Raw genomic sequence first — 24,699 nt, 5'->3', positions numbered from 1 at the left:
AACCCCCACCCGCCCCGCGCTGGACACTGTCCGGCGCCTCGAAAAGCGGCGTGCGGCCAAGATTAGGAGCGGTAGTGCCGGCCGCTGGCCGGCTCCCCAGCCGTGCAGGACAAGTCCAGCGGGCGAGCTAAGATGAGGTCTTTCCACCGGAACCCCTGCCATGACCACTGCTTTCGATTTCCCGTTCGTGGATCTGTCCGGCCAGCCGCAGGCGTTGGCGCAGTATCGGGGCAAGGTGTTGTTGCTGGTCAATGTGGCCAGCAAGTGCGGCTTTACGCCGCAGTACGAGGGGCTGGAAGCGCTGTGGCGGGAGTTCGGGGCGGGGGGGCTGGTGGTGATCGGGTTTCCCTGCGATCAGTTCGGGCACCAGGAGCCGGGCGATGCGGCGCAGATCGGGGAATTCTGTTCGCTGACCTATGGGGTCAGTTTCCCGATGTCGGACAAGGTGGAGGTCAACGGCGCCGGCGCAGATCCGCTGTGGCAGTGGCTCAAGGCCGAGAAGGCCGGGGTGTTGGGCACGCGCGGGATCAAGTGGAACTTCAGCAAGTTCCTGGTCGGCCGCGATGGGCAGGTGCTGGCGCGCTACGCGCCGACCGACACGCCGGCATCGCTGCGCGGGGATATCGAGGCGGCGCTGGGCTGAGGCGGTTGCCTGACCACGACGGGCCGGGATCGGGGAGTGCCGGCCGCTGGCCGGCTGCTCGTGTTGCATGATCTTCGCCGGCCCAGCCACGCATGGCGTGGCTCTACGTCATTTTTCGACGAAGGCGCGCTCGAACACGTAGTGGCCCGGCGTGCCGATGCGCGGGGAGGTCTGGAAGCCGCGGCTGTCCAGCACGGTGCGCAGGTCGGCCAGCATCTGCGGGCTGCCGCAGATCATGGCGCGGTCGTTTTCCGGATCCAGCGGCGGCAGGCCGAGGGTCTTCTGCATCTCGCCGCTTTCCATCAGCGAGGTCAGCCGGCCCTGGTTGGGGAAGGCCTCGCGGGTCACCGCCGGGTAGTAGAGCAGCTTGTCGCCGATCATCTCGCCGAGGAATTCGTGCTCGCGCAGTTCCTTCTCGAACAGGTCGCGGTAGGCCAGGTCCTTTTCGTAGCGCACGCCGTGGGTGAGGATCACCTTGTCGAAACGCTCGTAGGTTTCCGGGTCCTTGATCACCGACAGCCACGGCGCAAGACCGGTGCCGGTGCCGAGCAGGTACAGGTGCTTGCCCGGGTGCAGGTCGCTGATCAGCAGGGTGCCGGTGGGCTTCTTGCCGACCAGCACTTTGTCGCCCGGCTGGATGTGCTGCAGGCGCGAGGTCAGCGGGCCGTCCTGGACCTTGATGCTGAAGAACTCCAGGTTTTCTTCCCAGTTGGCACTGGCGATGGAGTACGCGCGCAGCAGCGGCCGCGCCTCGGTTTCCAGGCCGATCATCACGAACTGGCCGTTCTCGAAGCGGAAGCCGCTGTCGCGGGTCGTGGTGAAGCTGAAGTAGGCGTCGGTCCAGTGACGGACCTCAAGCACCGTTTCGGCGCCAAAAGCGGAAGACATGGGGGTGGGGTTCTGGTCGGTTTCGTCGGGTCTAGTTTATCTCAAATGAGATAAATTCTCATTGACTGGCTGGGCAGGCCCGCCAGGCGTGGGTTTCAGCGGTAGCCAGCGGCCTGCAGCTCGAACAGTTCGGCGTAGCGGCCGCCCTGGGTCATCAGTTCGGCGTGGGTTCCGCTGGCCTCGATCCGGCCGCCGGCCAGCACCAGGATGCGGTCGGCCATGCGCACCGAGGAGAAGCGGTGCGAGATCAGCACCGCGGTGCGGTTGTCGGACAGTTCCTTGAAGCGCTGGAACACCTCGAACTCGCTGCGGGCATCCAGGGCCGCGGTCGGTTCATCGAGGATCATGACCTGCGCATTGCGCATGTAGGCGCGGGCGATCGCGATCTTCTGCCATTGCCCACCGGACAGGTCCACGCCCATCTTGAAGCGGCGGCCGATGAGCTGGTCGTAGCCGCCGGGCAGGCCGGCGATCACTTCATCGGCCATGCCACGGCGCGCAGCATCGCGGATGCGGGCGTCGTCGGTCATCGCCTCGACCAGGCCGACGCCGATGTTCTCGCCGGCGCTGAGGTTGTAGCGCACGAAGTCCTGGAAGATCACGCCCATGTTGGCCCGCAGGTCATCGAGGTCGTAATCACGCAGGTCGCGGCCATCAAGCAGGATGCGGCCTTCATCGGGGTCGTACAGGCGGGCCAGCAGCTTGACCAGGGTGGTCTTGCCGGCACCGTTCTCGCCGACCAGCGCCAGCACTTCGCCGGCACGCAGGTCGAAATCCAGATGGCGCACCGCCCAGCTTTCGGCATCGGGATACCGGAAGCCGACGTTCTCGAACACGAAGCCCTGGGTGATCGGTTGTGGGATGGCGATGGCGTCAGGCCGCGAATGGATCTCCGGTTCGATCTGGAAGAACGAAAACAGGTCGTCCAGATACAGCGCTTGCCCGGCGACCTGCGAAAAACCGATCAGCAGGCCTTCCAGCAGCTGGCGCAGGCGCAGGAAACTGCCGGCCAGGAAGGTGAGGTCGCCGATCGAGAAATCGCCGCGCACGGTGCGCCAGGCGATGTAAGCGTACGCGGCGTAGTACCCGAGCGTTCCCAGCGCGGCGAGCAGCGTGCCCCAGATCGCACGCTTGCGCGCCAGGGCGCGGTTGGCGAGGTAGAACTTCTCGGCCAGCCGTTTGTAGCGGTCGATCAGGAAGCGATGGAGGTTGAAGATCTTCACCTCCTTGGCGGTCTCAACGCTGGCCCCGATCTGGCGCAGGTACTCCAGCTGGCGGCGCTCGGGCGTCCACTGGAAATTGAGGCTGTAGCCGGCAGCGTTGAAATGCGATTCGCCGATGAACGCCGGGATCAGCGCCACCGCGAGGAGCAGGATCAACCAGGGCGCGTACACGATCAGGCCGACCGCGAGACTGGCCACGGTGATGCTGTCCTGCACCTGGCCGAACAGCTGGCTCATCAGGTTCATCCGGCCCATGGTCTGGCGGCGTGCGCGGTCCAGCTTGTCCTGCAGGTCGGGGTCTTCGAAATCCTCCAGGTCCAGTTCGGCGGCGTGTTCCATCAGGCGCACGCTGGTGACGTTGGTGAACAGCTCCGACAGCAACGTATCGGCGTAGCTGACCATGCGGCCGAGCAGGTCCGAGGCCATGGCCAGGCCGAACTCGAGTGCGAGCAGACCGAGCAGCGGGTTCAGCAGCCCGCTGGAAAGTGCCTCGCCGAACGGCGGGAAGCCCGCATCGTGCTGGCTGAGCAGTACCGCCGCATCGATGATCAGCTTGCCGACATACAGCATCGCCACCGGCAGCAATGCACGGATCACGCGCAGGCCGAGGCTGGCCAGGGTCAGCCCGGGGCTGGTCTGCCAGACCTGGCGCAGGAACGGGGGCAGATTGCGCATCGCGTTGACGCGCTCGCGCAGGCTGGGATTCTTCTGGCCGGGTGCACCGGCAGCGGGGGAGGCGGGCATGGGCGACATTGTGCGCGTCGTGACCGTGGTTGATGCATGAATTCAATGCACGCGCAGATTGCGGACGCATACGCACCACAGCGCAGGAGTGCGCGCGGACCGCAGCCCGGCAGTGCCGGCCGCTGGCCGGCTCCAGGTGGCAGCCAGCATCGTGCAGAGCCGGCCAGCGGCCGGCACTACCCGGCGCTTACGGCAGGGGCGGCAACAGCCCGGCGCCGAGGCGGTTCCAGGCATTGATCACCGCGATGCCCATGCTCAGGTCGCTGATGCCCTTTTCATCGAAGTGCGGCAACAGTGCCTCGTACGCGGCATCGGAGGGCGCTGCGCAGCTCAGCCGGGTCAGTGCCTCGGCCCAGCCCAGCGCGGCACGCTCGCGCGCATCGAAGAAGCGGCTCTCGTGCCAGGCCGGCAGCGTATCGAGCTTGCGCGGTTCGATTCCCCCCTTGCGCAGGGTGGTGCCGTGCATGTCCATGCAGTAGCCGCAGCCATTGATCTGCGAGACACGCAGGAACACCAGCTCCATCAACACAGGATCGATGGAGCTGTCGTGGACGGCCTTGCTGGTGGCCAGCAGGCCCTTGAAGGCCTCGGCGGCCAGACGGGTGTACGGAACGCGGGGTAAAGCGGACATGTGGGTACTCCATGACGGCCACAATGGCCGTCTTCATCAGGAGGACGCGCCAGCCTCGCGCGCTGTGACAAGCGCAGTGAGTTTTTCCGGATTGAGCACGCTGAGCACGCGCACGATACGCCCTGCATCGACCGTGATCATCGTGACCGAGTGCAACTGGTCGCCGGCGAATCGCAGGATCGCCGGCTCGCCATTGACCTGGCCCAGCTGGGCTGGATGCTGGCCGTTGCGACGCGCGATCGCCCAGTACAGCTGCGCGATGCGCTCGGCGCCGAGCAGGGGACGGATTGCCGCCGTCACGCGGCCACCGCCATCGGAGATCATCTCGGCGTTGGCGTCGAGCAGCGCGCGGATCGCCGCCAGGTCGCCCTGCTGCGAGGCGTCCATGAAGCGTGCCAGGAGGTTGCGGTGCTGCGCCGGCGAGACCGCGAAGCGTGGGGCGCCGGTCTGCAGCCGCTGCCGCGCCCGATGGACCAGCTGCCGGCAGTTGGCCGGGGCGTGCTCCAGCAGCGGGGCGATGTCCGGGTAGTCATAGTCGAACACGTCCTTGAGCAGGAAGGCGGCACGCTCGTCCGGCGTGAGCTGCTCCAGCAGGGCAAGGAACGCCACGGAAACCTCGTCGGCCAACGCATGGCGCTGGGCCGGGTCCTGCAGCGGGTCCGGGTCCAGGGTGATCTCCAGCGGCTCGGGCAGCCACGGCCCCACGTACTCCAGGCGCGCACTGCGCCGGGCGCGCAGCCGGTCCAGTCCCAGCCGGGTGGTGGCGGTGACCAGCCAGCCCTCGGGATCGCGGATCGTGGCGGCATCGGTGCCCTGCCAGCGCAGCCAGGCATCCTGGACGATGTCCTCGGCGTCGCTGCGGCTGCCCAGCAGGCGGTAGGCCAGGGCGAACAGGCGGGGGCGGTGGGTCTGGAAGGTATCGGTCGGGGTCATGCCGGAAGGACGCGGCCGGGCAGGCCGCTGTGACAAGGCTGGGCGGCCACTGTGCACCAAACGCCGCGGCCGCGAGCGATTCTCAACGCCGCCCGGCGGTAGTTGTTAAAATCGGCGGTTCAACCCCGCCAGCCTCCAGCAAGCGAGCAAGTCGTGACATCGATCAAGCAGGAAGACCTCATCCAGTCCATCGCCGACGCGCTGCAGTACATCTCGTACTACCACCCGGTCGATTACATCAAGAGCCTCAACGCTGCCTACGAGCGCGAAGAGTCGCCGGCCGCGAAGGAGGCGATGGCCCAGATCCTGATCAACTCGCGGATGTGCGCCGAAGGCCACCGGCCGATCTGCCAGGACACCGGCATCGTGACCGTGTTCCTGGAAATCGGCATGAACGTGCGTTGGGACGACGCCACGATGGGCGTGGAGGACATGGCCAACGAAGGCGTGCGCCGTGCCTACAACTACCCGGACAACAAGCTGCGCGCCTCGGTGCTGGCCGATCCGGCCGGCAAGCGCATCAACACCAGGGACAACACCCCGGGCGTGGTCAACGTCAAGGTGGTGCCGGGTGACACCGTCGAGGTGATCGTCGCGGCCAAGGGCGGCGGTTCGGAAGCCAAGTCCAAGTTCGCCATGCTCAACCCGTCCGATTCGATCGTGGACTGGGTGCTCAAGACCGTGCCGACCATGGGCGCCGGCTGGTGCCCGCCGGGCATGCTCGGCATCGGCATCGGCGGTACCGCCGAGAAGGCGATGCTGCTGGCCAAGGAGTCGCTGATGGAGCCGATCGACATCAACGAGCTCAAGGCCCGTGGCGCCTCCAACCGTGCCGAAGAACTGCGCCTGGAACTGTTCGACAAGGTGAACGCGTTGGGCATCGGCGCGCAGGGCCTGGGCGGCCTGACCACTGTGCTGGACATCAAGGTCAAGGATTTCCCCACCCACGCGGCCAACCTGCCGGTGGCGATGATCCCGAACTGCGCGGCCACCCGCCATGCGCATTTCACGCTGGATGGCAGCGGCCCGGTGATGCTCGATCCGCCGTCGCTGGAAGATTGGCCGCAGATCACCTATGACGCCTCCAAGGGCACCCGGGTCGATCTGGACACGATCACTCCGGAAGACGTCGCCAGCTGGACGCCGGGCCAGACCCTGCTGCTCAACGGCAAGCTGCTGACCGGCCGCGACGCCGCGCACAAGCGCATGGTGGAGATGCTGGACAAGGGCGAGCCGCTGCCGGTCGACCTCAAGGGCCGCTTCATCTACTACGTCGGCCCGGTCGATCCGGTGCGCGACGAAGTGGTGGGCCCGGCCGGCCCGACCACCGCCACCCGCATGGACAAGTTCACCCGCCAGGTGCTGGAACAGACCGGCCTGCTGGGCATGGTCGGCAAGGCCGAGCGCGGCCCGGCGGCGATCGAAGCGATCCGTGACAACAAGTCGGCCTACCTGATGGCGGTCGGCGGCTCGGCGTACCTGGTCTCCAAGGCGATCAAGGCGGCCAAGGTGGTGGGCTTCGCGGATCTGGGCATGGAAGCGATCTACGAGTTCACCGTGCAGGACATGCCGGTGACCGTGGCGGTGGATTCCACCGGCGAGTCCGTGCACCAGACCGGCCCGCGCGAATGGCAGGCCCGCATCGGCAAGATTCCAGTTGTGGTCGCCTGAGGCCTCCGGTCGCGGCAACGCTGGAAACGAAAACGGCGCCCCAGGGCGCCGTTTTTCGTGGCTGACGCTGGCAGGCACCGACCGTTGGCCGCTACTTCCCCTCAGCGGCGCGCGTCCACCAGCATGCGCACCGCCAGCGCGCCGAGCACCGTGCCCATCAGGCCACGCTGTACCGTCTGCCAGCGCGGGCGCCCGGCCAGAAAGGTGGCGATACTGCCGGCGGCCAGTACGATCAGTGCGTTGACACTGACGCTGGTTGCGATCTGCACCAGCCCGAGCACCACCGATTGCACCATCACGCTGCCATGCCCACGGGGCTGGATGAACTGCGGCAGCAGCGAGAGATACATCACGGCGATCTTCGGATTGAGCAGCGCGGTGAACAGGCCCATGCCGAACAATCTGCGCGGGCTGTCATGGTCCAGCGTGCGCAGCTGGAACGGCGAACGTCCGCCAGGGCGCAGCGCCTGCCAGGCGAGGTACAGCAGATACGCCGCGCCGGCGAAACGCAACACATCGTAGGCATGCGGCACTGCCATCAGCAGCGCGGTGATGCCCAGTGCCGCGCACACCAGATACACCAGAAAACCCAGCGCGACACCGCTCAGCGAGATCAGCCCGGCGGTGCGTCCCTGGCAGATCGAGCGCGAGATCAGATAGATCATGTTCGGCCCGGGCGTCAGCACCATCCCCAGCGAAATCAGACCGAAGGCGAGCAGAGCGGACGAATCGGGCATGGGGGGATCCTGGGCTGGCGGCGGGGCAGAGGACGCATTCTGCGAGCGTCCGCGGCGCAGTGGCAGAGACAGAACGCGTCCCCATCGCCCGTGCTCTGTACCCATGTGATGGCACGGAGCGCGGGCGCATACTGTGCGCCTCCCTCAAGAGGCCCTGAGCATGCGCACCACGCTGTACGGATCACCGAGCACCGCCGCGCTGGTCGTGCACTGGCTGTTGCTGGAACTGCAGATCGAGCACGATCTGGTGCTGCTGGATTTCGACACGCGCGAGCACAAGGATGCAGCGTATCTCGCCTTGAATCCCGCGGGCCTGGTGCCGACGCTGGTGCTGGACGGGCAGGTATTGACCGAAGCGGCAGCGATCGCGCTGCATCTGGCAGACCGCGACCCGGAAGCGGCCCTGCTGCCAGCACCGGGGACTGCCGAGCGCGCCGAGGCGTACCGCTGGATGTTCTGGTGCGCCAACACCGTGCAACCGGCGTATCGGGCGTGGTTCTACCCGCAGGAAATGGCGGGCCCCGAGCATATGGACGCGACCCGCCAGCGTGCGCGCGAGCGGTTGGAAGGCGCCTGGCAGCATTTGACCGAGCACCTGTCCACGCGCGGCCCGTATGTGCTGGGCGAGTCGTTGAGCGTGGTCGATTTCATGTTGGTGATGCTGATGCGCTGGTCGCGCAACATGCCCACGCCCAGTGACACCTGGCCGGCATTGAAGACGTACGCGGATCGCCTGAAAGCACGGCCGGCGTTCGCCGAGGTCTACCGGCGCGAGGGCATCACCGACTGGCGCTGACAGGGTTCAGTCGACGTACTGGTCGAAGGTCCGTCGTGCACGGAATGGCATCAGGTGCTGGTTGAGCAGCCCCTTGGGCACGGTCTCCAGTTTCATGACGCCGTATTCCTGCGGCCATTCGCGCTGATCCCGGGGCAGTTTGAAGGTGCCCATCAGCATGTCCACCAGCGGTAGGTGGATGGCGTAGTTGACGTCGACGTACTCCTGCTGCCGCGCGTGATGCCAGTGGTGGTAGCGCGGCAGCACCAGCAGGTACTCCAGCCAGCCGAAACGGATGCCCAGGTTGGCGTGGGCAAGCACCGCCTGCAGACCCACCAGGATCACGTAGGCATTGATCGCCGGGGTCGAGAAGCCGAGTACCAGCAGTGGCAGCAGCACGCAGCTGCGGGTGATGACGATTTCGACGAAATGGATGCGCGAGCCGGCCAGCCAATCCATGTGCCGGCTGGAGTGGTGCACGGCGTGGAAGCGCCAGAGCCATGGGGTGTTGTGATACGCGCGGTGCAGAAGTGCCTGGGCCATGTCCGCAACGAATACCGCGATCAGGAACTGCAGCCACACCGGCATCGACTGGATCAGTGTCTTGAGCGCAGGGAACGCGGCCAGCCCGGCAATGGTCGAGGTCGAGGCGGTCACCAGGATCAGGATGAACTGCACCAGCACGTGGCTCATGAAGAAATAGCCGACATCGGTACGCCAGCCCGGCCGTAGCGGCGAGAGTACGTGTTTGCCGAGGTAGCGCTCCAGCGGCACGAATACCAGTGCCGAGAAGAACAGCGACAGCACGAACCAGTCCAGACCCAGCGAGTAGGGTGTCTGCCCGATCGCATCGAACTGCACGTTGGTACCCCCCAGCAGCACCGCCAGGGTGGCGCTGCCGACGCCGATCGTGGCAATCCGCTTGTTGCGGTCGCGCAGGATCGCCAGGGTGCCCATGATGAAGGCGGCGGCCAGCCCGACCAGCAGCAGGTGGCGGGCGAACTGTTCGTTGTAGACCGCGCGGAACTCGCGGCTGGTCAACAGATCCGGAAAATGGAAGCAGGCCACGCCCATCAGGCTTAGCAGGCCCAGCAGAGCCGAGCCGTAGGCGAAGAACGAGCGTTGTGGTCGGGCCATCCGCTGGCATCCAGGTGAAAGGGCGGGGCTATTGTGGGCGCCGGAGCCGGCGTAACGGAAGAGGCATTTGCGGCTGCGGTGGCAGCCCGGGTATTAATTTGGAAAACAAGCAGTGCTACATTCCGGGCATGCACACATGCCGGCCAAGGCCGGATGCTTTCGACACGGAGCACGACGATGCCGAGGATGCTTTCCGCCCTGCTGTTGATCCTGCTGGTCACCGCCTGCAGCAGTGATGGCGATTTCCACACCGCCCCGCCCAGCCTGCGCGAGGTCACCGCCGCCAATCAGTGCATGCAGCAGTGCCAACGCCAGTACGACAGTTGCATGACCAACCGGACGGGATTTGGCAGCGGCGACAGCTGTGGCGCCGGGGTGGCGACCCAGCGCGACGCGAAGTGCGACAAGATCGACAACCCGGAGCTGCGCAAGGCATGCCAGGCCAGCAGCGACTACTGCCGCAACCGGCTGCCCGCGCTGACCTGCGGCGAGGATAACAGCCGGTGCACCAGCCGCTGCGGGGGCAGCTGAGGCACGGCCTTAGGCCGGCAGGATCGCCAGCACCGTCTCCGGCGGCCGGCACAGGCGTGCGCCGCGCGGGGTCTCCACGATCGGGCGGTTGATCAGCTCCGGGTGGGCGACCATCGCCTCGATCAGCGCGGCATCGGGCAACGCGTCGTCGTCCAGCCCGAGCGAACCATAGGCCGGCTCCTTGCTGCGCAGCAACGCGCGCGGGGCGATGCCCATGCGCGTGATCAGCCCTGCGAGCGTGGCACGGTCCGGCGGCGTCTTCAGGTACTCGACCACCACCGGCTCGATGCCGTGTTCACGCAGGATCTCCAGCGCCCCGCGCGAGTTGCTGCAGCGCGGGTTGTGCCAGATCGTCACGGCCATCAATACCACTCCAGCAGCGACACACCCAGGCCGACATAGGTGGCCTTGTGGTTGTAATCGATCATGCTCTCGCCGTAACCATCGAAGATCTGCACGTGGCCGCGCAGCAGATTGCTGATCGGGAAGCCGTAATCGAGCTGCAGCGCACCGTGCGAACGGTCGCCGCCGCGCAGCGAGTGACGCGCCATCAGCGAGACTTCGTGACCGTTCTTGTTCCAGGTCAGGGTGGCGTCACCGCGGCCCATGTAATCGGAGATGTCCGGGTTGTTGTCGTCCTTGCGATCTTCCGGAATGCGATACCACGGGCGCAGCACCAGCGCCCAGTTTTCGCGGTCCAGGCCGACGGTGGCGATCACCCGGTTCCAGCTGCGCGACAGGGGATCGGCGCGACCGTTGGACATGTGGTTGATGCTGATCCCGCTCATGCGCCCGCGCCAGCCGCCGATCGAATAGCCGTTGCGGAACATCAGCATCACTTCCGGCTCGTAATTGGTCTCACGGAACGGGCGCGAGTTGTCGGCGTTGTAGGCCTGCCAGCGCGAGCTCTGCGTGTAGCCGGCCCAGATGTCGCCGTTGTCGCCGAACAGGTTCTCCACGATCTTGGTCTTGAAGCTGAGCTGGAACTTCAGTTCCGCGCTGTCCAGCTGCTGCGAGGTGGTGACCGTGTTGACCGGATTGGGCGACTGCGGCATCTGGTTCTTGTCGCTGGTCCAGAACGCGGGAAGCAGGTAGACCGGCTTGTAGGCGCGCAGCTGGAACGCGCCGAGCTTGGAGTCCTGCGCGAGCTCCCAGCGGCTGTCGAGCAGCGAGCCCTTGCCGGCATTGGCCAGCGCATCTTCATGGCCGTCGTTCTTGAACACTTCTCCGAGGCGCTGCTTGACCCGCTGCGTCGCGGGCGCGTCGGCGTCGGCACTGCGGGCGGCATGACGTTCTTCCCGGCGCTCCTGCTTGGCGGCGGTGGCAGCGGCATCGGCGGCCAGGGTGACCTCGGGCGTACGCCCGAACAGCGTGTCGTAGCAGGCCAGGCGCGCTGCGTCAGTGTCCACCTGGGCGCAGGCCTCCGGCGAGGCCGGGGTGGGCGCGGCTTCCTGGGCAGCAGCAGGCAGCGCCGCGCAGGCCAGGGCCAGGGCGGTGAACAGGGCGGAGCGGGAATGGGGAATGGTCATGGGAGCAGGGCCGCGTGACAAGAATGAATGGGTCAACCGGCACAGTGTGGCCGCTGAGGACTATTCCCGCCAGCGCACGACACGGTCGATCTGATCCGGTTTATGCCGGTCAATGGTGTGGTCAGGGCGTGAAGCCGTCACGCCGCCGCCGGTCAGAAGAACCACGCGAACGCGAACAGGCCCAGCATCGCGATCACCAGCGCCAGTTTCAAGGCGAACCCGAGCAGGATGCCAACCCAGGTTGCCAGGCCCACCTTGGTCGAATGGCCGAGCTCGCGGGTATGCCAATACTCGCCCAGCAGCGCACCGGCGAGCGGCCCGACGAACAGGCCGATCGGCATGAAGAACAGCCCGGCGATGCTGCCGATGAAGGTGCCCCACAGCGCCTTGCGGCTGGCGCCGACCCGCTGGGCGCCGACCACCGTGGCGAGGATGTCCACCGCGAAGGAGAGCAGGGTCAGCAGCCCCAGTACCGCCAGCGGCAACCAGCCCACATGGGCAAAGCCATCTGCCCATGCCGCCAGCAGCAGGCCGGCGAACACCAGGGGAATTCCGGGCAGGGCCGGGAGGAGGATGCCGGCGATGCCGACCAGTACCAGGAGGGCTGCTAGCAGATACAAGATGAATGAAGGGTCCATGCTGTCGAGTATGGTTCCTGAAATGGGGTTGACATCGTAAGCTTTTAGCTAGTTGCTTTTTCGTTTTGCCCGGGTTAAGTTGCAGACGCTGAGCTTGGCAAGGTCACCGTGGATCGTGGCCTGATGATGGTAGATCTTCCAGATCCGCTGCATCGTTGCACCCCGCTTCCCCTTGCTGTCAGCCGCCTGTACGGGTGTATCCAACAACAAGACAGTTAGGGAGTAGCTGAGATGGCTGAGAAGGGCACCGTCAAGTGGTTCAACGACGCGAAGGGTTTCGGGTTCATCAGCCGTGAGAGCGGCGAAGATGTGTTCGTGCACTTCCGTGCGATCGAATCCCAGGGCTTCAAGAGCCTGAAGGAAGGTCAAGCGGTCGAGTTCGAAGTGGTCACGGGCCAGAAGGGCCTGCAGGCCGACAAGGTCAAGCCGCTCTGAGCGCAGACCGGGTCCTGCCTGGTTGAAACACGAAAAGGGCCCGCTTGCGCGGGCCCTTTTTTATTTACGTGTGCGTTGCGCGCCGATCAGCGCAGGATCACCTTGCCGTTGACCACGCGGACGTAGGTGTTCTCGCGGATACCACCCAGATCACGCTGGTTGACGACGACGGTACGGCCGTCATCCATACGCACGGTGATGTCGAACGTATCGCTGGTCACGTTCTTCTGGATCTGGTTGCCGGCCAGCGCACCACCCACCGCGCCTGCGGCGGCGGCGATGTTCTTGTTGCCACGGCTGCCACCGGTGTGGTCGGAGATCTCATGGCCGGCGACGGCGCCGACGATGCCACCCAGCACCGCGCCGGTCGCGCTCGGTGCGCTGCGGCCCGAAGCGACCTGATTGATACGGGTCACGATGCCGCAGTCCGCGCAGCGGTTGGTGTTGTAGTTGCCGCCGGAATTGCCGTAACCGTTGTTGTAACCACTGCTGCCGTAGCCCGGCGAGGTGGTGGCACAGCCAGCCAGGGCGACGGTGGCAACGGCAGCGGCGGCAATCAGTTGAATCTTCATGGTGTATCTCCTGGCCAGAGGGGTGGTCGAATGCGTCTGGTGCGCATGGAGCAGATCGTGTCCTGTGCTGCGTGAACAGCGTGCCAATCCCGGTGCGCCAGGGTGGCTGGAAGATGAATCAGCGGAAATCCTGGTGGCAGGCCTTGCAGTCTGTCTGGATCTTCTCCACCAGCGTAGCCATGCCCGGGCAGTCGGTCGGCGGCGCGGCCAGGGCCTCATTGAGGGTGGCGCGCAGGGCGCTGGCGTGCTGCTGGAAGCCTTGGCTGTCCTTCAGGCCGGGAAAGGCCAGGTCCAGATCATTGGAGAGCGAGCGCAGCGTCTGCAGCCGCGGCACGGTGTCGGCCAGGCTGCAGCGGTTCTGCGCCTGCGCCGCCTGAAGCAACTGCACCTGGCGGTTCATCACGTGCATCAGCGAATCCGGGAAGGGGTCCTGGCGGGCCTGGATCGCGCGCGAGACCATCACCGTGGCGATCAGGCCGATCACCAGGCCAAGCAGGCCGACGAACAGATAGCGGTACGCGGCGGACGGGCGGCGGGGCGGGGACATAGGGTCGTTCATGGTGAGGGCTTCGGTGAGGGTGGCTGCGGCGATGGTACGACGCGTCCTGTCCACGGCGCGTCCCGGACCGCCCTGTGCACATTAAAATAGGGGCATGAAGAACGACGTATTGCGCGAACGATTTGCCGGCATCGACCGGTTGTATGGGGTAGGCACCGTGGATCTGCTTGCCACCCGCCGGGTGGCGGTGGTGGGCATGGGCGGCGTCGGCTCGTGGGTGGTCGAAGCGCTGGCGCGCACGGCGGTGGGCCATCTGACCCTGATCGATGCCGATGACATCTGCGTGTCCAACACCAACCGCCAGCTGCCGGCGCTGGCCGGCCAGTACGGCCGCAACAAGGCCGAGGCGATGGCCGAGCGCTGCCGGGCGATCAACCCGGACATCAGTGTCGATGCGGTCGCCTCCTTCTTGACCGTGTCCAACATGGTCGAGCTGCTGGACCGCGATTTCGATCTGGTGATCGATGCCTGCGACAGCTTCCGGGTCAAGGTCGAGACCATCGCCTGGTGCCGCCGCCGCAAGCTGCCGATCCTGACCGTGGGCGCGGCCGGCGGTCGTACCGATCCCACCCTGGTGCGGATCCGCGATGTCTCGCGCACCGAACACGACGCGATGATGGCGCTGATCCGCAAGAAGCTGCGCAGCGATTTCAACTTCCCCAAGAACGCCTCGCGTTACTTCGGCGTGCCGGCGGTGTACTCGCTGGAAAACGTGAAGTACCCGCAGGCCGACGGCAGCGTGTGTGGCATCCGCCCGAACCTAGGGGCCGATGCGGCGCTGAAGCTGGACTGCGGCGCCGGGCTGGGCGCGGCCACGCATATCACCGGCGCGTTCGCGTTCGCGGCGGTGGGCAAGGCGCTGGAGATGTTGATGAAGAAGCCGGCCACGGCGGTCACGGCCGACTGAGCCGCTGCGGTCACGCAGTGGACCGGCTTACGCGTCCAACCCGAGGCCGGGCCGGTCCGCGACGACTTTCGCCACAAAGTCCATGACCGTGCGTACCGATGGCGAGCGCCGGAGGTCACGGTGCACCACCAGCCAGATGTCACGCGAGAACGGCGCCCCGTCATGCTCCAGCGGAGTCAGTCCGGGCGCGGCATCACCCAGAAAGCGCGGCAACGCGGCCACGCCCGCTCCGGCCAGAGCGGCTGCCCGATGACTGCTGATGTCGCTCAGTTCGCACGCCACGGTCCGGCTTCCCGCGATCTGCAGCAGCCACTGCTGCTGGGGCATGTCAGCAAACTGCGTGTCATAGGCAATGAAGGCCCAGTCTTCGGGCCGACGGGTGGCGACGTACTCGTGGCTGGCATAGAGCGCGAACGGCATTCGTCCGATTCTGCGCACAACGCTGCTGGCTTCCTTGGGACGGACCAGCCGCAGAGCCACATCCGCCTCGCGGCGGGCGAGTGATACCTGCTGGGCTTGGGCCGACACGGAAAGTTGAATGCCGGGCTGCGCTGCCCGGAAGTCGGCAACCCGTTCCGCCAGCAGGTGCGCCACCAGCACTGGCGGTGCACTAAGCGTCACCCTGGCATTGACGGCCTCCTGGCTGGCCCGGCTCACGCGGGCGACAGCAAATGCTGAGGCGTCCATGGCCTTGGCGTGCTCGTAAATCTGGACGCCCATCCCGGTAAGGCGGACGGAGCGTGGCAAGCGCTCGACCAGCGCAACCTGCAGTTCGACCTCCAGCGCCGCAACACGACGGCTGACGGTTGCATGGTCGACATGCAACGCCCGAGCCGCGCCTGACAAGGTGCCGTCGCGCGCAACCGCCAGGAAATGACGGAGATTCTCCCAGTCGAACATCGGTGCGTTTTCGCAGGTATGGGGTGTGATTTCGGGGAATTTTCGAGGGTGCTCGCCAAGCCTAGCATGGGCGGTCTCTTCTGCTTGTGGGACCCCAATGACAGCTTTTTCTGCTTCCGCGCGCGGTACGCTCTGGGCCGCCGCGCTCGGCTTCGTGGTGGTGCTGCTGGACATCAGTGTGGTCAATGTTGCACTGGATGCCCTGCAGCATGAATTTTCAACCGATGTGGCCGGCTTGCAGTGGGTGGTCAATGCCTACACCTTGGCTTTCGCCGCACTGCTGCTTACCAGCGGGGCGCTGGGCGACCGCTTCGGCGCGCGCCGGCTCTATCTCTCGGGCTTGGTGGTGTTCACTCTGGCGTCGGCTGCCTGCGGGCTTTCGGGCAGTCTGACTGTGATGGTCGGGGCCAGACTGATCCAGGGCATGGGCGCGGCGTTGCTGGTACCCAACTCGCTGGTCATGGTGCAGCAGGCATTTCCGGACAGCCAGGCACGTAGTCGTGCCGTCGGTTGGTGGGGCGCTCTCGGGGGAGCGGCTCTGGCTGCCGGTCCCGTGCTGGGCGGAGTGCTGGTAGCGCATGCAGGCTGGCGCAGCGTGTTTCTGATCAACCTTCCGATGGGTTTGATCGGGATCTGCCTGACGCTTCGGCATGCGGCGCCTTCCGGCGGCGGACATCGGCGTGGCCTCGATTGGAGTGGGCAGGTGGCTGCCATGGTTGCGCTGGCAGCGACGACCATGACCCTGATCGAGGCAGGTCAGCTGGGTTGGGGGCATGGCGTGGTGCGCGGAGGGGCCCTGTTGGCGCTCATGTCCCTCACGGCCTTCCTCTGGATTGAAGCTCGCAGCACCTCACCCATGCTGCCATTGAATCTGTTTCGGAATCACACGTTCTCCATCGTCTCGCTGGCAGGCGTCGCGGTGAATTTCGCCTATTACGGGCTGATTTTTGTGTTCAGTCTGTTTTTTCAGATGCAGCAGCATCTATCCCCGCAACAGACCGGCCTGGCCTTTCTGCCGATGACCCTCGTTCTGGTCGCACTCAATGTGGTGGCGGGGCGCCTGATTACGCGGCTCGGTCCCAGGTTGCTGATGTTCATGGGTCTTGCGCTGGCAGGATCGGGTTACCTGTTGTTGATGCCGGTGAGCATCGGGGGCCATTACGCGCTGTTGATCGTACCGATGCTGATGGCGGCAAGCGGGGTCGCCTTGGTGGTGCCGACCATGACCAACGCGACGCTTGCATCGGTCGACCGGTCGCGGGCAGGCATCGCCTCCAGCGTACTGAACTGTGCGCGACAGGTCGGCGGCATGCTGGGTGTCGCCCTGTTTGGTAGCCTGATCGGCGATGGCGCGCCGGATGCGTTCATGCATGGCATGCACATCTCGATCGGCATGTCGGCGGCAGCGCTATTGCTGGCGAGCGTCCTGTGCTGGTCTGGCATGCGGCCGGGGCCGCTGCACCCGTTGCGCGCTTCAGGAGAAACCGTGAAGCCCGAATAGGCTGCGCGCATTGGCCGTGGTCTGCGCGGCAATCACGTCGGCCCGCTCCCCGCGCAGCCGCGCCACCGTCTCCAGGATCACCGGCAAGCGTGCCGGTTCATTACGCTCTCCGCGGATCCCAGCATCCGGCTGATCCGGCGCATCGGTTTCCAGGAGCAGCTGCTCCAGCGGCATGCTGGCGACCAGGCGGTGCAGGCGCTGGGCGCGGTCATAGGTGAGCGGGCCGCCCAGTCCGATCAGGAAGCCCAGCTGGTGCAGTTGCCGCGCCTGCTCGGGGCTGCCGGAGAAGCTGTGCACCACGCCGCGCAGCCCGCCGATCTGCTTGATCGCCGCGATCACCGCATCCACCGCGCGGCGCGCATGCACGATCACCGGCAGGTCGAATTCGCGTGCCAGCCGCAGCTGGCCCAGGAAGTAGTGCAGCTGAGCGTCCACGTCCAGACCCTCCACGAAGAAGTCCAGCCCGCATTCCCCAACCGCGCAGGGGCGCTCGCGTTCGAGCCACGCACGCAGAGCCTCCAGGTGTTCGGGGCAATGCTGGTCCAGAAACATCGGGTGCAGTCCGTAGGCCGGGTGCAGCCCGTCGGCCAGCCGGCACGCATCGCGCAGGCCGGGCCAACTGGCGGCAGTGACGGCGGGAACGACCTGGGCCATGACGCCGGCCGCGCGCGCGCGCGCGATCACTACAGGGCGATCCGCATCGAACTCGCCCGCATCCAGGTGGCAGTGGCTGTCGATCAACCTCACGCGCGGCGCTTGGCCGGCAGCGGCGGGGGAAGCTTGTCGCCGCGTCGCTTCCAGTTGGCCAGCAGCAGTGTGCCCAGGCCAAACAGGATTTCATCCACGAACGGCAGCGGATCGGGAATCACCAGCGTCACCGCGAACAGGGCGGCGGTGATCTTGAACAGGGTGGGGTAGCGCAGCCGACGGGCCCATTCCAGCACCGGCAACAGTATGGGATTGGACATGAGGCACTCCTGGGCAGATGCTGTAAACGCTATCACGAGCCCAAGGCTCACCGAACCTGAATGGGCGGCCGGATGTTCACGATCCGTGGAGATTCCGTTCAGGGTGGCCGTGCTGGAATTCACTCAAGAACGTTGCGGATCGTCCGCAAGGAGCCGGTTATGAAAAGTACAACTACTACTGCGTTGGTCGCTGCGGGTGCGCTGCTGGTTGGCGGTATCGCCACCGCTGCCTTCATGAAGGGCGGCAGTTCCTCGCCCGATGCGGTGACCGCTGCTCAGACCCGGCCCACTCTGGACACCACGCCACTGGCCGACGATGGCGCGCGCACCGATCAGCTGGCCATTGAAGACAAGGCGGGCAAGCTCGAGTACGCCGACATCGTCAAGGTCGATCCGCTGACCAAGAAGGAAAAGGCCTACGCCACCGTGATCGGCACCGAGCCGGTGCGCGAGACCTCCAGCACGCAGACGCCGCATGAAGTCTGCCAGGACGTGGTGGTGCAGGAACGCCTGCCCGAGCGCGACGGCAACGTTGGCGGTACCGTCGCCGGTGCCGTCATCGGTGGCCTGCTGGGCAACCAGGTCGGTGGTGGCAATGGCCGCAAGGCCGCCACGGCCGCCGGTGCCGTTGCCGGCGGCATGATCGGCAACCAGGTGGACAAGCGCCATGTGGGTGGCCGCGTGGTCAACCGCACCGAGCGCCAGTGCCATACCGAAACCGCGACCTCCGAGTCGACCCGCGTGACCGGCTACAACGTGACCTACCGCAATGAAGACGGCACCACCGGCACCATGCGCATGGCCAGCAAGCCGGGCAACCGCATCCCGATGGGCACCACCAATGCGGTCACCGGTTACAACGTGACCTACCGTTACGACGGCGCCGAGAAGACCGTGAAGATGGACAACAAGCCGAGCAGCGATCGCCTGCCGGTGATCGACGGCCAGCTGGTCACCCAGACCGCTGCACTGGATGCGAACAGGCAGTAAGTTCCTGCCGCGTCAATGCACCACCAGCACGCCGGCATCTGCCGGCGTGCGGCGTTTTGGGGCGAGCCGCACGGCACGCCGGTCACGGCATCTGCGATCATCCCGGCACGCATGCAACACACGAGGACGCCATGAGCATTTTCGACCTCCGGCTGGAGACCGACCGTCTGATCCTGCGCCCACCGCGCGCCGAGGATTTCGATGCCTTCCTGCGCTTCTGCTCGGACCCGGAGGTGATGCAGCACCTCGGTGGCGTGCAGGCCCCGTCGCAGGCGTGGCGCAGCTTCAGCTGCCTGGTCGGCAGCTGGCATCTGTACGGATTTTCGATGTTCTCGGTGATCGAAAAGAGCAGCGGTGAGTGGGTCGGCCGCATGGGCCCCTGGCAGCCGCTGGACTGGCCGGGCACCGAGGTCGGCTGGAGCATCCGCCGCGAGAGCTGGGGCAGGGGCTATGCGCCCGAAGCGGCCGTGGCGAGCATGGACTGGGCGTTCGACACGCTGGGCTGGGACGAGATCATCCACACCATCGATGCCGCGAACGAAAACTCCAGGATCGTCGCGCGCAAGCTGGGCAGCTCGCTGCTGCGCATGGGCGAGCTGCCGCCACCGCATGCCGGCAAGCCGATCGAGATCTGGGGCCAGTCGCGCCAGCAATGGCGGCAGCGACGCGCCGGCCAACGGTGATGCTGCACCCGCGCTTGGCAAATGCGAGGCGGTGAGGCCAGACTCGGCAGCGCGGGCAAGCCGCCCGCGGTGCATGCGCAAGAGGGTAGCGATGACGTCGTTGCGGGCTCCATTGACGGTGTACGGCATGTCCGTGTCGGGCAACTGCCACAAGGTACGGATGCTGCTGGAGCAGCTGGGCACGCGCTACCACTGGGTCGAGGTCGACAGCGCGCACGGCCAGACCCATACGCCGGATTTCCTGGCGATCAATCCCAATGCCAAGGTGCCGCTGGTGCAGCGCGATGATGGGCGGGTGCTGCCCGAATCCAACGCGATCCTGTTCTGGCTGGCCGAGGGCACGCCGTATCTGTCCACGGATGGCTGGGAGCGCGCACAGACGCTGCGCTGGATGTTCTTCGAACAGTACAGTCACGAACCGTGCCTGGCGGTCGCACGTTTCATCAGCGGCTGGACACCCTTGGACTCGCCGCGCCGCAACGAGCTGCCGCGCCTGCGCGAGCGCTCGGCACAGGCCCTGGCGGTGATGGAAGAGCACCTGGTCACGTCGCCTTGGTTCAGTGGCCGCGCGTACGGCATCGCCGATATCGCGCTGTTCGCTTACACGGATGTCGCGGCGGATGGCGGCATCGCGCTGGCCCCGTATCCGGCCGTCCAGGCCTGGCTGCAGCGCGTGCGCGAGCAGCCGCGCTTCATCCCCATGCCCGCACCGCTGCCGGAGGTGCAGGCCCTGTTCGCGCAGTCCCGCTGAGTTCGTGCGGTTATCCGCCTACGCAACACGTCCCGGAGGGTGATGCATGTTTGCCGTGGTTCCCGATCCGATTCCCGCGCGCATGAAGGGCCTCAACCGGGCCGAGATCTGCGACGCCAACTTCATCGATTTCGTGCAGCAGTGGCGTGGCGAGCCTGCGCCGAGGCCAGCCCCCGGCAGCCCCGTCCTGCCCGGCAGCACGCTGGATGCGCAGGGCTTTGCCGACCTCTTCGAGTCGCAGCTGATCAGCCGCCACCTGGACCTGATGGCGCGCGTGCTGCGGGTGCAGAACAAGGTCTTCTACACCATCGGTTCGTCCGGGCATGAAGGCAATGCGCTGGTGGCGCGGCTGGCCCGGCATACCGATCCGGCCTTCCTGCATTACCGCTCCGGCGGCTTCATGGCCGAGCGCTTCCGCAAGCTGCCGGGCATGGATCCGGTGATGGATGCGGCGCTTTCGTTTGCGGCCAGTCGGGACGATCCTGCCAGCGGCGGACGCCACAAGGTGTGGGGCAGCAAGCCCCTGTGGGTACTGCCGCAGACCTCGACGATCGCCTCGCACCTGCCCAAGGCCCTGGGCACCGCGCTGGCCATCGAAAGCGGGCGACGCATCGGTCACACGCTGCCGATTCCCGAGGACAGCGTGGTGATCTGCTCCTTCGGCGATGCCTCGGCCAACCACGCCACCGCGCAGACCGCGTTCAACACGGCGGCGTGGGCGGCCTACCAGCGGCTGCCAGCGCCGATCCTGTTCGTCTGCGAAGACAACGGCATCGGCATTTCGGTCAAGACCCCGGACGGCTGGATCGCGCAGAGTTTCGCGCACCGCCCGGGCCTGGATTACTTCTTCGCTGATGGGCTGGATCTGGTCGAGGGGCATGCGCAGGTCGAGCGCGCGCTGGCGCATTGCCGGCAGACCCGCCGTCCGACCTTCCTGCACCTGCGTACCACGCGTTTGATGGGCCATGCGGGCACCGATTTCGAGATCGAATGGCGGCCGTTGCCGGAGCTGTGCGCCGCCGAGGCCAGCGATCCGCTGCTGCGCTCGGCGGCGATCGCGATGCAGTCCGGGTGGATGACCGCCGCGCAGGTGCTCGATCTGTACGAGCGCGTGCGCGCGCGCTGTTTCGCGGCGGCCGCCGAGGCGGATCGACGCCCGAAGCTGACCGCTCTCGCCGAGGTCATCGCCCCACTGGCGCCGTATTCGCCGGCGGCGGTGCATGCCGAAGCCACGCGCGTGGCCGCCGATGACGCGCGTGCTGCCGCATTTGGGGGTGCGTCGCAGTTGCCGGAAACACAGCCGCCGCGCCATCTGGCGATCCAGATCAACCAGGCCCTGCACGATCTGATGGCCAAGTACCCGGCCACGCTGCTGTTTGGCGAGGACGTCGCGCAGAAAGGTGGGGTGTACACGGTCAGCAAGGGGCTGCTCAAGGCATTTGGCCCACGCCGCGTGTTCAACACCCTGCTGGACGAAACCATGATCCTGGGCATGGCGCAGGGCCTGGCCAACCTGGGCATGCTGCCGATCCCGGAGATCCAGTACCTGGCTTACCTGCACAACGCGGCCGACCAGCTGCGTGGCGAGGCGTGCTCGCTGCAGTTCTTCTCCAACGATCAGTACCGCAACCCGATGCTGGTGCGCATTGCCGGGCTGGGCTACCAGAAGGGCTTCGGCGGGCATTTCCACAACGACAACTCGATCGCTGCGCTGCGCGACATTCCCGGCCTGGTGGTCGGCTGTCCCTCGCGCGGCGACGACGCGGCGATGATGCTGCGCACCCTGGCGGCGCTGGCGACCGTCGATGGCCGCGTCGCGGTGTTCCTCGAGCCGATCGCGCTGTACATGACCAAGGACCTGCACGCGCCGGGCGATGGCCAATGGCTGTTCCCGTATCCGGCCGCCGACCAGGCACTGGTGCTCGGCGAGGGCCGGGTCTACGCGCCGGAGGCCAGTGACCTGGTCATCTTCACCTACGGCAATGGCGTGCCGATGAGCCTGCGGGCGGCGCGGGCGATCGAGCAGCAGCTGGGCTGGCAGGTGCGCATTGTCGATCTGCGCTGGCTGGTGCCGCTCAATGCCGGTTTCATCGCTGGCCAGGCTGCCGATGCCCAGCGCGTGCTGGTGGTCGATGAGGGGCGGCACAGCGCCGGGGTGGGCGAGGGCGTGATCACCGCGCTGGTCGAGGCCGGGCTGGGGCACCTGCCGATCCGGCGGGTGTGCGGGGCCGATACCTACACGCCGCTGGCGGGGGCAGCATTGTGCGTGCTTCCAAGCGACAATGCGGTATTGAACGCCGCCCTCGCGCTGGCGCAGGACCATTGATACATGTGTGGATTGGCAGGCATGTTGCTGCCCGCTCCGGCAAGGGAGCAGGCAGCACTGGAAGAACAGGCGCGGCGCATGGGCGACGCATTGGTGCACCGCGGCCCGGATGACAGCGGGGTGTGGGCCGATGCCTCGGCCGGCATCGCGCTGGCGCACCGCCGGCTGAGCATCCTGGACCTGTCGCCGCTGGGCCATCAGCCGATGACCTCGGCCGATGGCCGTTATGTGCTGGCCTACAACGGCGAGGTCTACAACTTCGCCGAGCTGCGCGCCGAGCTGGAAGCGCTGGGCCACGGCTTCCGCGGCCATTCGGATACCGAAGTGCTGCTGGCCGCGATCACCGAGTGGGGCTTCGATGAGACCCTGCAGCGCAGCAACGGCATGTTCGCCATCGCCTTGTGGGACCGCGCGGAGCGCTGCCTGTGGCTGGCCCGCGACCGGGTCGGCAAGAAACCGCTTTACTACGGCTGGGCCGGTGAAACGCTGGTGTTCGGCTCCGAGCTCAAGGCCCTGTGGCAGCACCCGGCCTTCGACAACGAGGTCGACCGCGATGCGCTCACCCTGCTGCTGCGGCTGGATTACATTCCCGCGCCGCACTGCATCCACGAACGCTGTTTCAAGCTGATGCCCGGCCGCGTGCTGCGGCTGGATGCTGAGGCGGTAGCCGCCGGTGCTGCCGCGCATCGCCCGGACCAGTTGCAGCAGCCGTTCTGGAACGCGCGCGAGCGCATGCAGCAGGCCCTGGCCGCGCCGTTCACCGGTAACGATGCCGAGGCCGAAGAACGTCTGGATGCCGTGCTGCGCGACGCGGTGGCGCTGCGCATGGTGGCCGATGTGCCGGTCGGCGTCTTCCTCTCCGGCGGCACCGATTCCTCGGTGGTGGCCGCCTTGATGCAGGCACAGTCGAGCCAGCCGGTGCACAGTTTCAGCATCGGCTTCACCGGCTCGGATCATGACGAGGCGCCGCTGGCCAAGTCGCTGGCCCAGCACCTGGGCTGCGATCACACCGAGCTGTATGTCAGCGGTGCCGACGCGCTCGCGGTGGTGCCCAGCCTGCCGGCAATGTTCGATGAACCCTTCGCCGATGCCTCGCAGGTGCCCACGGCGCTGGTTGCCAAGCTGGCGCGGCAGGGCGTGACCGTGGCGCTGTCCGGCGACGGTGGCGATGAACTGTTCTTCGGCTACACCCGTTACCAGCGGGCGATGCGCAACTGGCGCCTGCTCGGCAAGGTGCCGGCGCCGCTGCGGCGCTGGATGGCCAGCCATGCGCATACGCAGGGCGAGGCCTCGCGCACGGGCGGGCTGGCCGCGCTGCTGGCCGAGTCCGGCGCGCGCGGCATCGGCGATGTCTACCGCAACCGCATTTCGCGCTGGCGCGATCCGGTGGCCGCCGTTCGCGGTGCACAGGCGGCTGGCAGTTTCTACGACCTGGCCGATCCGCTGCACGGCGCCGGCTCACCGGCGGACGCGATGATGCTGGCCGATTTCAGTACCTATCTGCCCGATGATCTGCTGTGCAAAGTGGACCGCACCAGCATGGCGGTCAGCCTGGAGGCGCGTGCCCCGCTGCTGGACTGGCGGGTGGCCGAGTTCGCCTGGTCGCTGCCGATGGCGATGAAACAGCGCGATGGCGTCAGCAAGTACCTGCTCAAGCGCGTGCTGGGCCGCTATGTACCGCAGGATATGGTGCACCGCCCCAAACGCGGCTTCGGTGCCCCGGTCAGCGCGTGGCTCAAGGGCGACCTGCGTGGCTGGGCCGATGAACTGCTGGATCCGGCGCGGCTGGCCGAGGAGGGGGTGTTCAACGTCGAGGCGGTGGCGCCGCTGTGGCAGCAGTTCAAGCAGGGCGAGCGCAAATGGCACACGCATCTGTGGAACGTGCTGATGTTCCAGGCCTGGCAGGCGCATTGGCGCAAGGCACGCGCCGACGTGACGCGCGCATAGCGCCACGCGTGCGAGTACATCTGGACGGAAGGCAGCCACCCATGGGTGGCTGACGCCGCCTTCACCGTTGCCGAAGGTGG

Annotated in this window: 26 protein-coding genes; 12 read left to right on the top strand and 14 right to left on the bottom strand. The window is 66.6% G+C overall.

Going from position 1 to position 24,699, the window contains the following annotated elements; translation table 11 throughout:
- Positions 1 to 160 precede the first annotated feature (160 nt).
- On the top strand, positions 161 to 643 hold the full coding sequence (locus AC1DIQ_RS01400) for a glutathione peroxidase (protein ID WP_282264307.1): 483 nt from the start codon (positions 161 to 163) through the stop codon (positions 641 to 643).
- A 108-nt stretch (positions 644 to 751) separates the two neighbouring features.
- Here the strand turns inward: AC1DIQ_RS01400 and AC1DIQ_RS01395 are convergent, their stop codons facing one another.
- The 4 genes from AC1DIQ_RS01395 to AC1DIQ_RS01380 form a co-directional block, all read right to left on the bottom strand.
- Positions 752 to 1,531 carry a ferredoxin--NADP reductase gene (locus tag AC1DIQ_RS01395; RefSeq protein ID WP_121038039.1) on the bottom strand — a complete coding sequence of 260 codons (780 nt, stop codon included), beginning with the start codon at positions 1,529 to 1,531 and terminating at the stop codon, positions 752 to 754.
- A gap of 95 nt (positions 1,532 to 1,626) precedes the next feature.
- Complete coding sequence (locus tag AC1DIQ_RS01390) at positions 1,627 to 3,498, bottom strand: ABC transporter ATP-binding protein (RefSeq protein ID WP_121041130.1); 1,872 nt, start codon at positions 3,496 to 3,498, stop codon at positions 1,627 to 1,629.
- A 187-nt stretch (positions 3,499 to 3,685) separates the two neighbouring features.
- Positions 3,686 to 4,129 (bottom strand): carboxymuconolactone decarboxylase family protein, encoded by a 444-nt coding sequence (locus AC1DIQ_RS01385; protein WP_152152676.1) that lies wholly within the window; start codon positions 4,127 to 4,129, stop codon positions 3,686 to 3,688.
- Positions 4,130 to 4,165: 36 nt separating this feature from the next.
- Positions 4,166 to 5,062: an RNA polymerase sigma-70 factor gene (locus AC1DIQ_RS01380; protein WP_478049323.1), complete on the bottom strand. Its 897-nt coding sequence runs from the start codon at positions 5,060 to 5,062 to the stop codon at positions 4,166 to 4,168.
- A 153-nt stretch (positions 5,063 to 5,215) separates the two neighbouring features.
- On the opposite strand from AC1DIQ_RS01380, the gene AC1DIQ_RS01375 reads away from it, so the two are divergent.
- Positions 5,216 to 6,733, top strand: coding sequence for a fumarate hydratase (locus tag AC1DIQ_RS01375; RefSeq protein WP_121038030.1), 1,518 nt, complete (start codon positions 5,216 to 5,218; stop codon positions 6,731 to 6,733).
- Between the two features lie 101 nt (positions 6,734 to 6,834).
- Here the strand turns inward: AC1DIQ_RS01375 and AC1DIQ_RS01370 are convergent, their stop codons facing one another.
- Positions 6,835 to 7,470: a LysE family translocator gene (locus AC1DIQ_RS01370; protein ID WP_121038027.1), complete on the bottom strand. Its 636-nt coding sequence runs from the start codon at positions 7,468 to 7,470 to the stop codon at positions 6,835 to 6,837.
- Positions 7,471 to 7,630: 160 nt separating this feature from the next.
- Here AC1DIQ_RS01370 and AC1DIQ_RS01365 point away from each other — a divergent pair, with 160 nt between their 5' ends.
- Positions 7,631 to 8,266: a glutathione S-transferase family protein gene (locus AC1DIQ_RS01365; RefSeq protein WP_478049322.1), complete on the top strand. Its 636-nt coding sequence runs from the start codon at positions 7,631 to 7,633 to the stop codon at positions 8,264 to 8,266.
- Positions 8,267 to 8,272: 6 nt separating this feature from the next.
- On the opposite strand, the gene AC1DIQ_RS01360 is transcribed toward AC1DIQ_RS01365, so the two are convergent.
- Positions 8,273 to 9,382 carry a sterol desaturase family protein gene (locus AC1DIQ_RS01360; RefSeq protein WP_478049321.1) on the bottom strand — a complete coding sequence of 370 codons (1,110 nt, stop codon included), beginning with the start codon at positions 9,380 to 9,382 and terminating at the stop codon, positions 8,273 to 8,275.
- Between the two features lie 177 nt (positions 9,383 to 9,559).
- On the opposite strand from AC1DIQ_RS01360, the gene AC1DIQ_RS01355 reads away from it, so the two are divergent.
- Positions 9,560 to 9,913, top strand: a complete 354-nt coding sequence (locus AC1DIQ_RS01355; protein WP_193222796.1) for a hypothetical protein — start codon at positions 9,560 to 9,562, stop codon at positions 9,911 to 9,913.
- Between the two features lie 9 nt (positions 9,914 to 9,922).
- On the opposite strand, the gene arsC is transcribed toward AC1DIQ_RS01355, so the two are convergent.
- The 3 genes from arsC to AC1DIQ_RS01340 all read right to left on the bottom strand — a co-directional run bounded on the left by arsC (position 9,923) and on the right by AC1DIQ_RS01340 (position 12,080).
- Positions 9,923 to 10,276, bottom strand: a complete 354-nt coding sequence (gene arsC, locus AC1DIQ_RS01350; protein WP_121038015.1) for an arsenate reductase (glutaredoxin) — start codon at positions 10,274 to 10,276, stop codon at positions 9,923 to 9,925.
- On the bottom strand, positions 10,276 to 11,442 hold the full coding sequence (locus AC1DIQ_RS01345; protein ID WP_121038012.1) for a phospholipase A: 1,167 nt from the start codon (positions 11,440 to 11,442) through the stop codon (positions 10,276 to 10,278). The genes arsC and AC1DIQ_RS01345 overlap by 1 nt, the downstream gene beginning before the upstream one ends.
- 152 nt (positions 11,443 to 11,594) lie before the next feature.
- A complete protein-coding gene (locus AC1DIQ_RS01340) occupies positions 11,595 to 12,080 on the bottom strand; it encodes a DUF456 domain-containing protein (RefSeq protein WP_478049320.1) in 486 nt (161 codons plus the stop codon).
- A 231-nt stretch (positions 12,081 to 12,311) separates the two neighbouring features.
- Between AC1DIQ_RS01340 and AC1DIQ_RS01335 the strand changes: the two genes are divergently transcribed.
- On the top strand, positions 12,312 to 12,515 hold the full coding sequence (locus AC1DIQ_RS01335) for a cold-shock protein (protein WP_019185917.1): 204 nt from the start codon (positions 12,312 to 12,314) through the stop codon (positions 12,513 to 12,515).
- 86 nt (positions 12,516 to 12,601) lie between these two features.
- Here the strand turns inward: AC1DIQ_RS01335 and AC1DIQ_RS01330 are convergent, their stop codons facing one another.
- On the bottom strand, positions 12,602 to 13,087 hold the full coding sequence (locus AC1DIQ_RS01330; RefSeq protein WP_019185918.1) for a glycine zipper 2TM domain-containing protein: 486 nt from the start codon (positions 13,085 to 13,087) through the stop codon (positions 12,602 to 12,604).
- 118 nt (positions 13,088 to 13,205) lie between these two features.
- Positions 13,206 to 13,634 carry a hypothetical protein gene (locus AC1DIQ_RS01325; RefSeq protein ID WP_428999399.1) on the bottom strand — a complete coding sequence of 143 codons (429 nt, stop codon included), beginning with the start codon at positions 13,632 to 13,634 and terminating at the stop codon, positions 13,206 to 13,208.
- 106 nt (positions 13,635 to 13,740) lie between these two features.
- On the opposite strand from AC1DIQ_RS01325, the gene AC1DIQ_RS01320 reads away from it, so the two are divergent.
- Positions 13,741 to 14,553, top strand: coding sequence for a tRNA threonylcarbamoyladenosine dehydratase (locus AC1DIQ_RS01320; RefSeq protein WP_121038003.1), 813 nt, complete (start codon positions 13,741 to 13,743; stop codon positions 14,551 to 14,553).
- Positions 14,554 to 14,580: 27 nt separating this feature from the next.
- Here AC1DIQ_RS01320 and AC1DIQ_RS01315 read toward each other — a convergent pair whose 3' ends face one another.
- Positions 14,581 to 15,453 carry a LysR family transcriptional regulator gene (locus tag AC1DIQ_RS01315; protein ID WP_478049319.1) on the bottom strand — a complete coding sequence of 291 codons (873 nt, stop codon included), beginning with the start codon at positions 15,451 to 15,453 and terminating at the stop codon, positions 14,581 to 14,583.
- A 97-nt stretch (positions 15,454 to 15,550) separates the two neighbouring features.
- Here AC1DIQ_RS01315 and AC1DIQ_RS01310 point away from each other — a divergent pair, with 97 nt between their 5' ends.
- Positions 15,551 to 16,954, top strand: coding sequence for an MFS transporter (locus AC1DIQ_RS01310; protein ID WP_478049318.1), 1,404 nt, complete (start codon positions 15,551 to 15,553; stop codon positions 16,952 to 16,954).
- Here AC1DIQ_RS01310 and AC1DIQ_RS01305 read toward each other — a convergent pair.
- Both AC1DIQ_RS01305 and AC1DIQ_RS01300 read right to left on the bottom strand, forming a co-directional pair.
- Complete coding sequence (locus AC1DIQ_RS01305) at positions 16,928 to 17,701, bottom strand: TatD family hydrolase (RefSeq protein WP_478049317.1); 774 nt, start codon at positions 17,699 to 17,701, stop codon at positions 16,928 to 16,930. The two genes, AC1DIQ_RS01310 and AC1DIQ_RS01305, sit on opposite strands and share 27 nt — an antisense overlap.
- Positions 17,698 to 17,922, bottom strand: coding sequence for a DUF6116 family protein (locus AC1DIQ_RS01300; RefSeq protein ID WP_152152652.1), 225 nt, complete (start codon positions 17,920 to 17,922; stop codon positions 17,698 to 17,700). Before AC1DIQ_RS01300 ends, AC1DIQ_RS01305 begins: the two co-directional genes overlap by 4 nt.
- Positions 17,923 to 18,081: 159 nt before the next feature.
- Between AC1DIQ_RS01300 and AC1DIQ_RS01295 the strand changes: the two genes are divergently transcribed.
- The 5 genes from AC1DIQ_RS01295 (at position 18,082) to asnB (ending at position 24,619) form a co-directional block, all read left to right on the top strand.
- On the top strand, positions 18,082 to 18,912 hold the full coding sequence (locus AC1DIQ_RS01295) for a glycine zipper 2TM domain-containing protein (protein ID WP_123730792.1): 831 nt from the start codon (positions 18,082 to 18,084) through the stop codon (positions 18,910 to 18,912).
- A gap of 131 nt (positions 18,913 to 19,043) precedes the next feature.
- Positions 19,044 to 19,595, top strand: coding sequence for a GNAT family N-acetyltransferase (locus AC1DIQ_RS01290; RefSeq protein ID WP_152152650.1), 552 nt, complete (start codon positions 19,044 to 19,046; stop codon positions 19,593 to 19,595).
- A gap of 91 nt (positions 19,596 to 19,686) precedes the next feature.
- Positions 19,687 to 20,346 (top strand): glutathione S-transferase family protein, encoded by a 660-nt coding sequence (locus tag AC1DIQ_RS01285; protein WP_478049316.1) that lies wholly within the window; start codon positions 19,687 to 19,689, stop codon positions 20,344 to 20,346.
- A 46-nt stretch (positions 20,347 to 20,392) separates the two neighbouring features.
- Entirely contained in the window at positions 20,393 to 22,672 is a 2,280-nt protein-coding gene (locus tag AC1DIQ_RS01280) for a thiamine pyrophosphate-dependent enzyme (protein ID WP_152152648.1), read from the top strand.
- Positions 22,673 to 22,675: 3 nt separating this feature from the next.
- The gene (asnB, locus tag AC1DIQ_RS01275) at positions 22,676 to 24,619 is read left to right on the top strand and encodes an asparagine synthase (glutamine-hydrolyzing) (protein WP_478049315.1); all 1,944 of its coding nucleotides are present in this window, start codon (positions 22,676 to 22,678) and stop codon (positions 24,617 to 24,619) included.
- Positions 24,620 to 24,699 lie beyond the last annotated feature (80 nt).

This window comes from Stenotrophomonas sp. 05L413 (assembly GCF_056397945.1).
The sequence above is the reverse complement of the archived record's forward strand: the minus strand, read 5'-3'. Positions and strand labels throughout refer to the sequence as shown.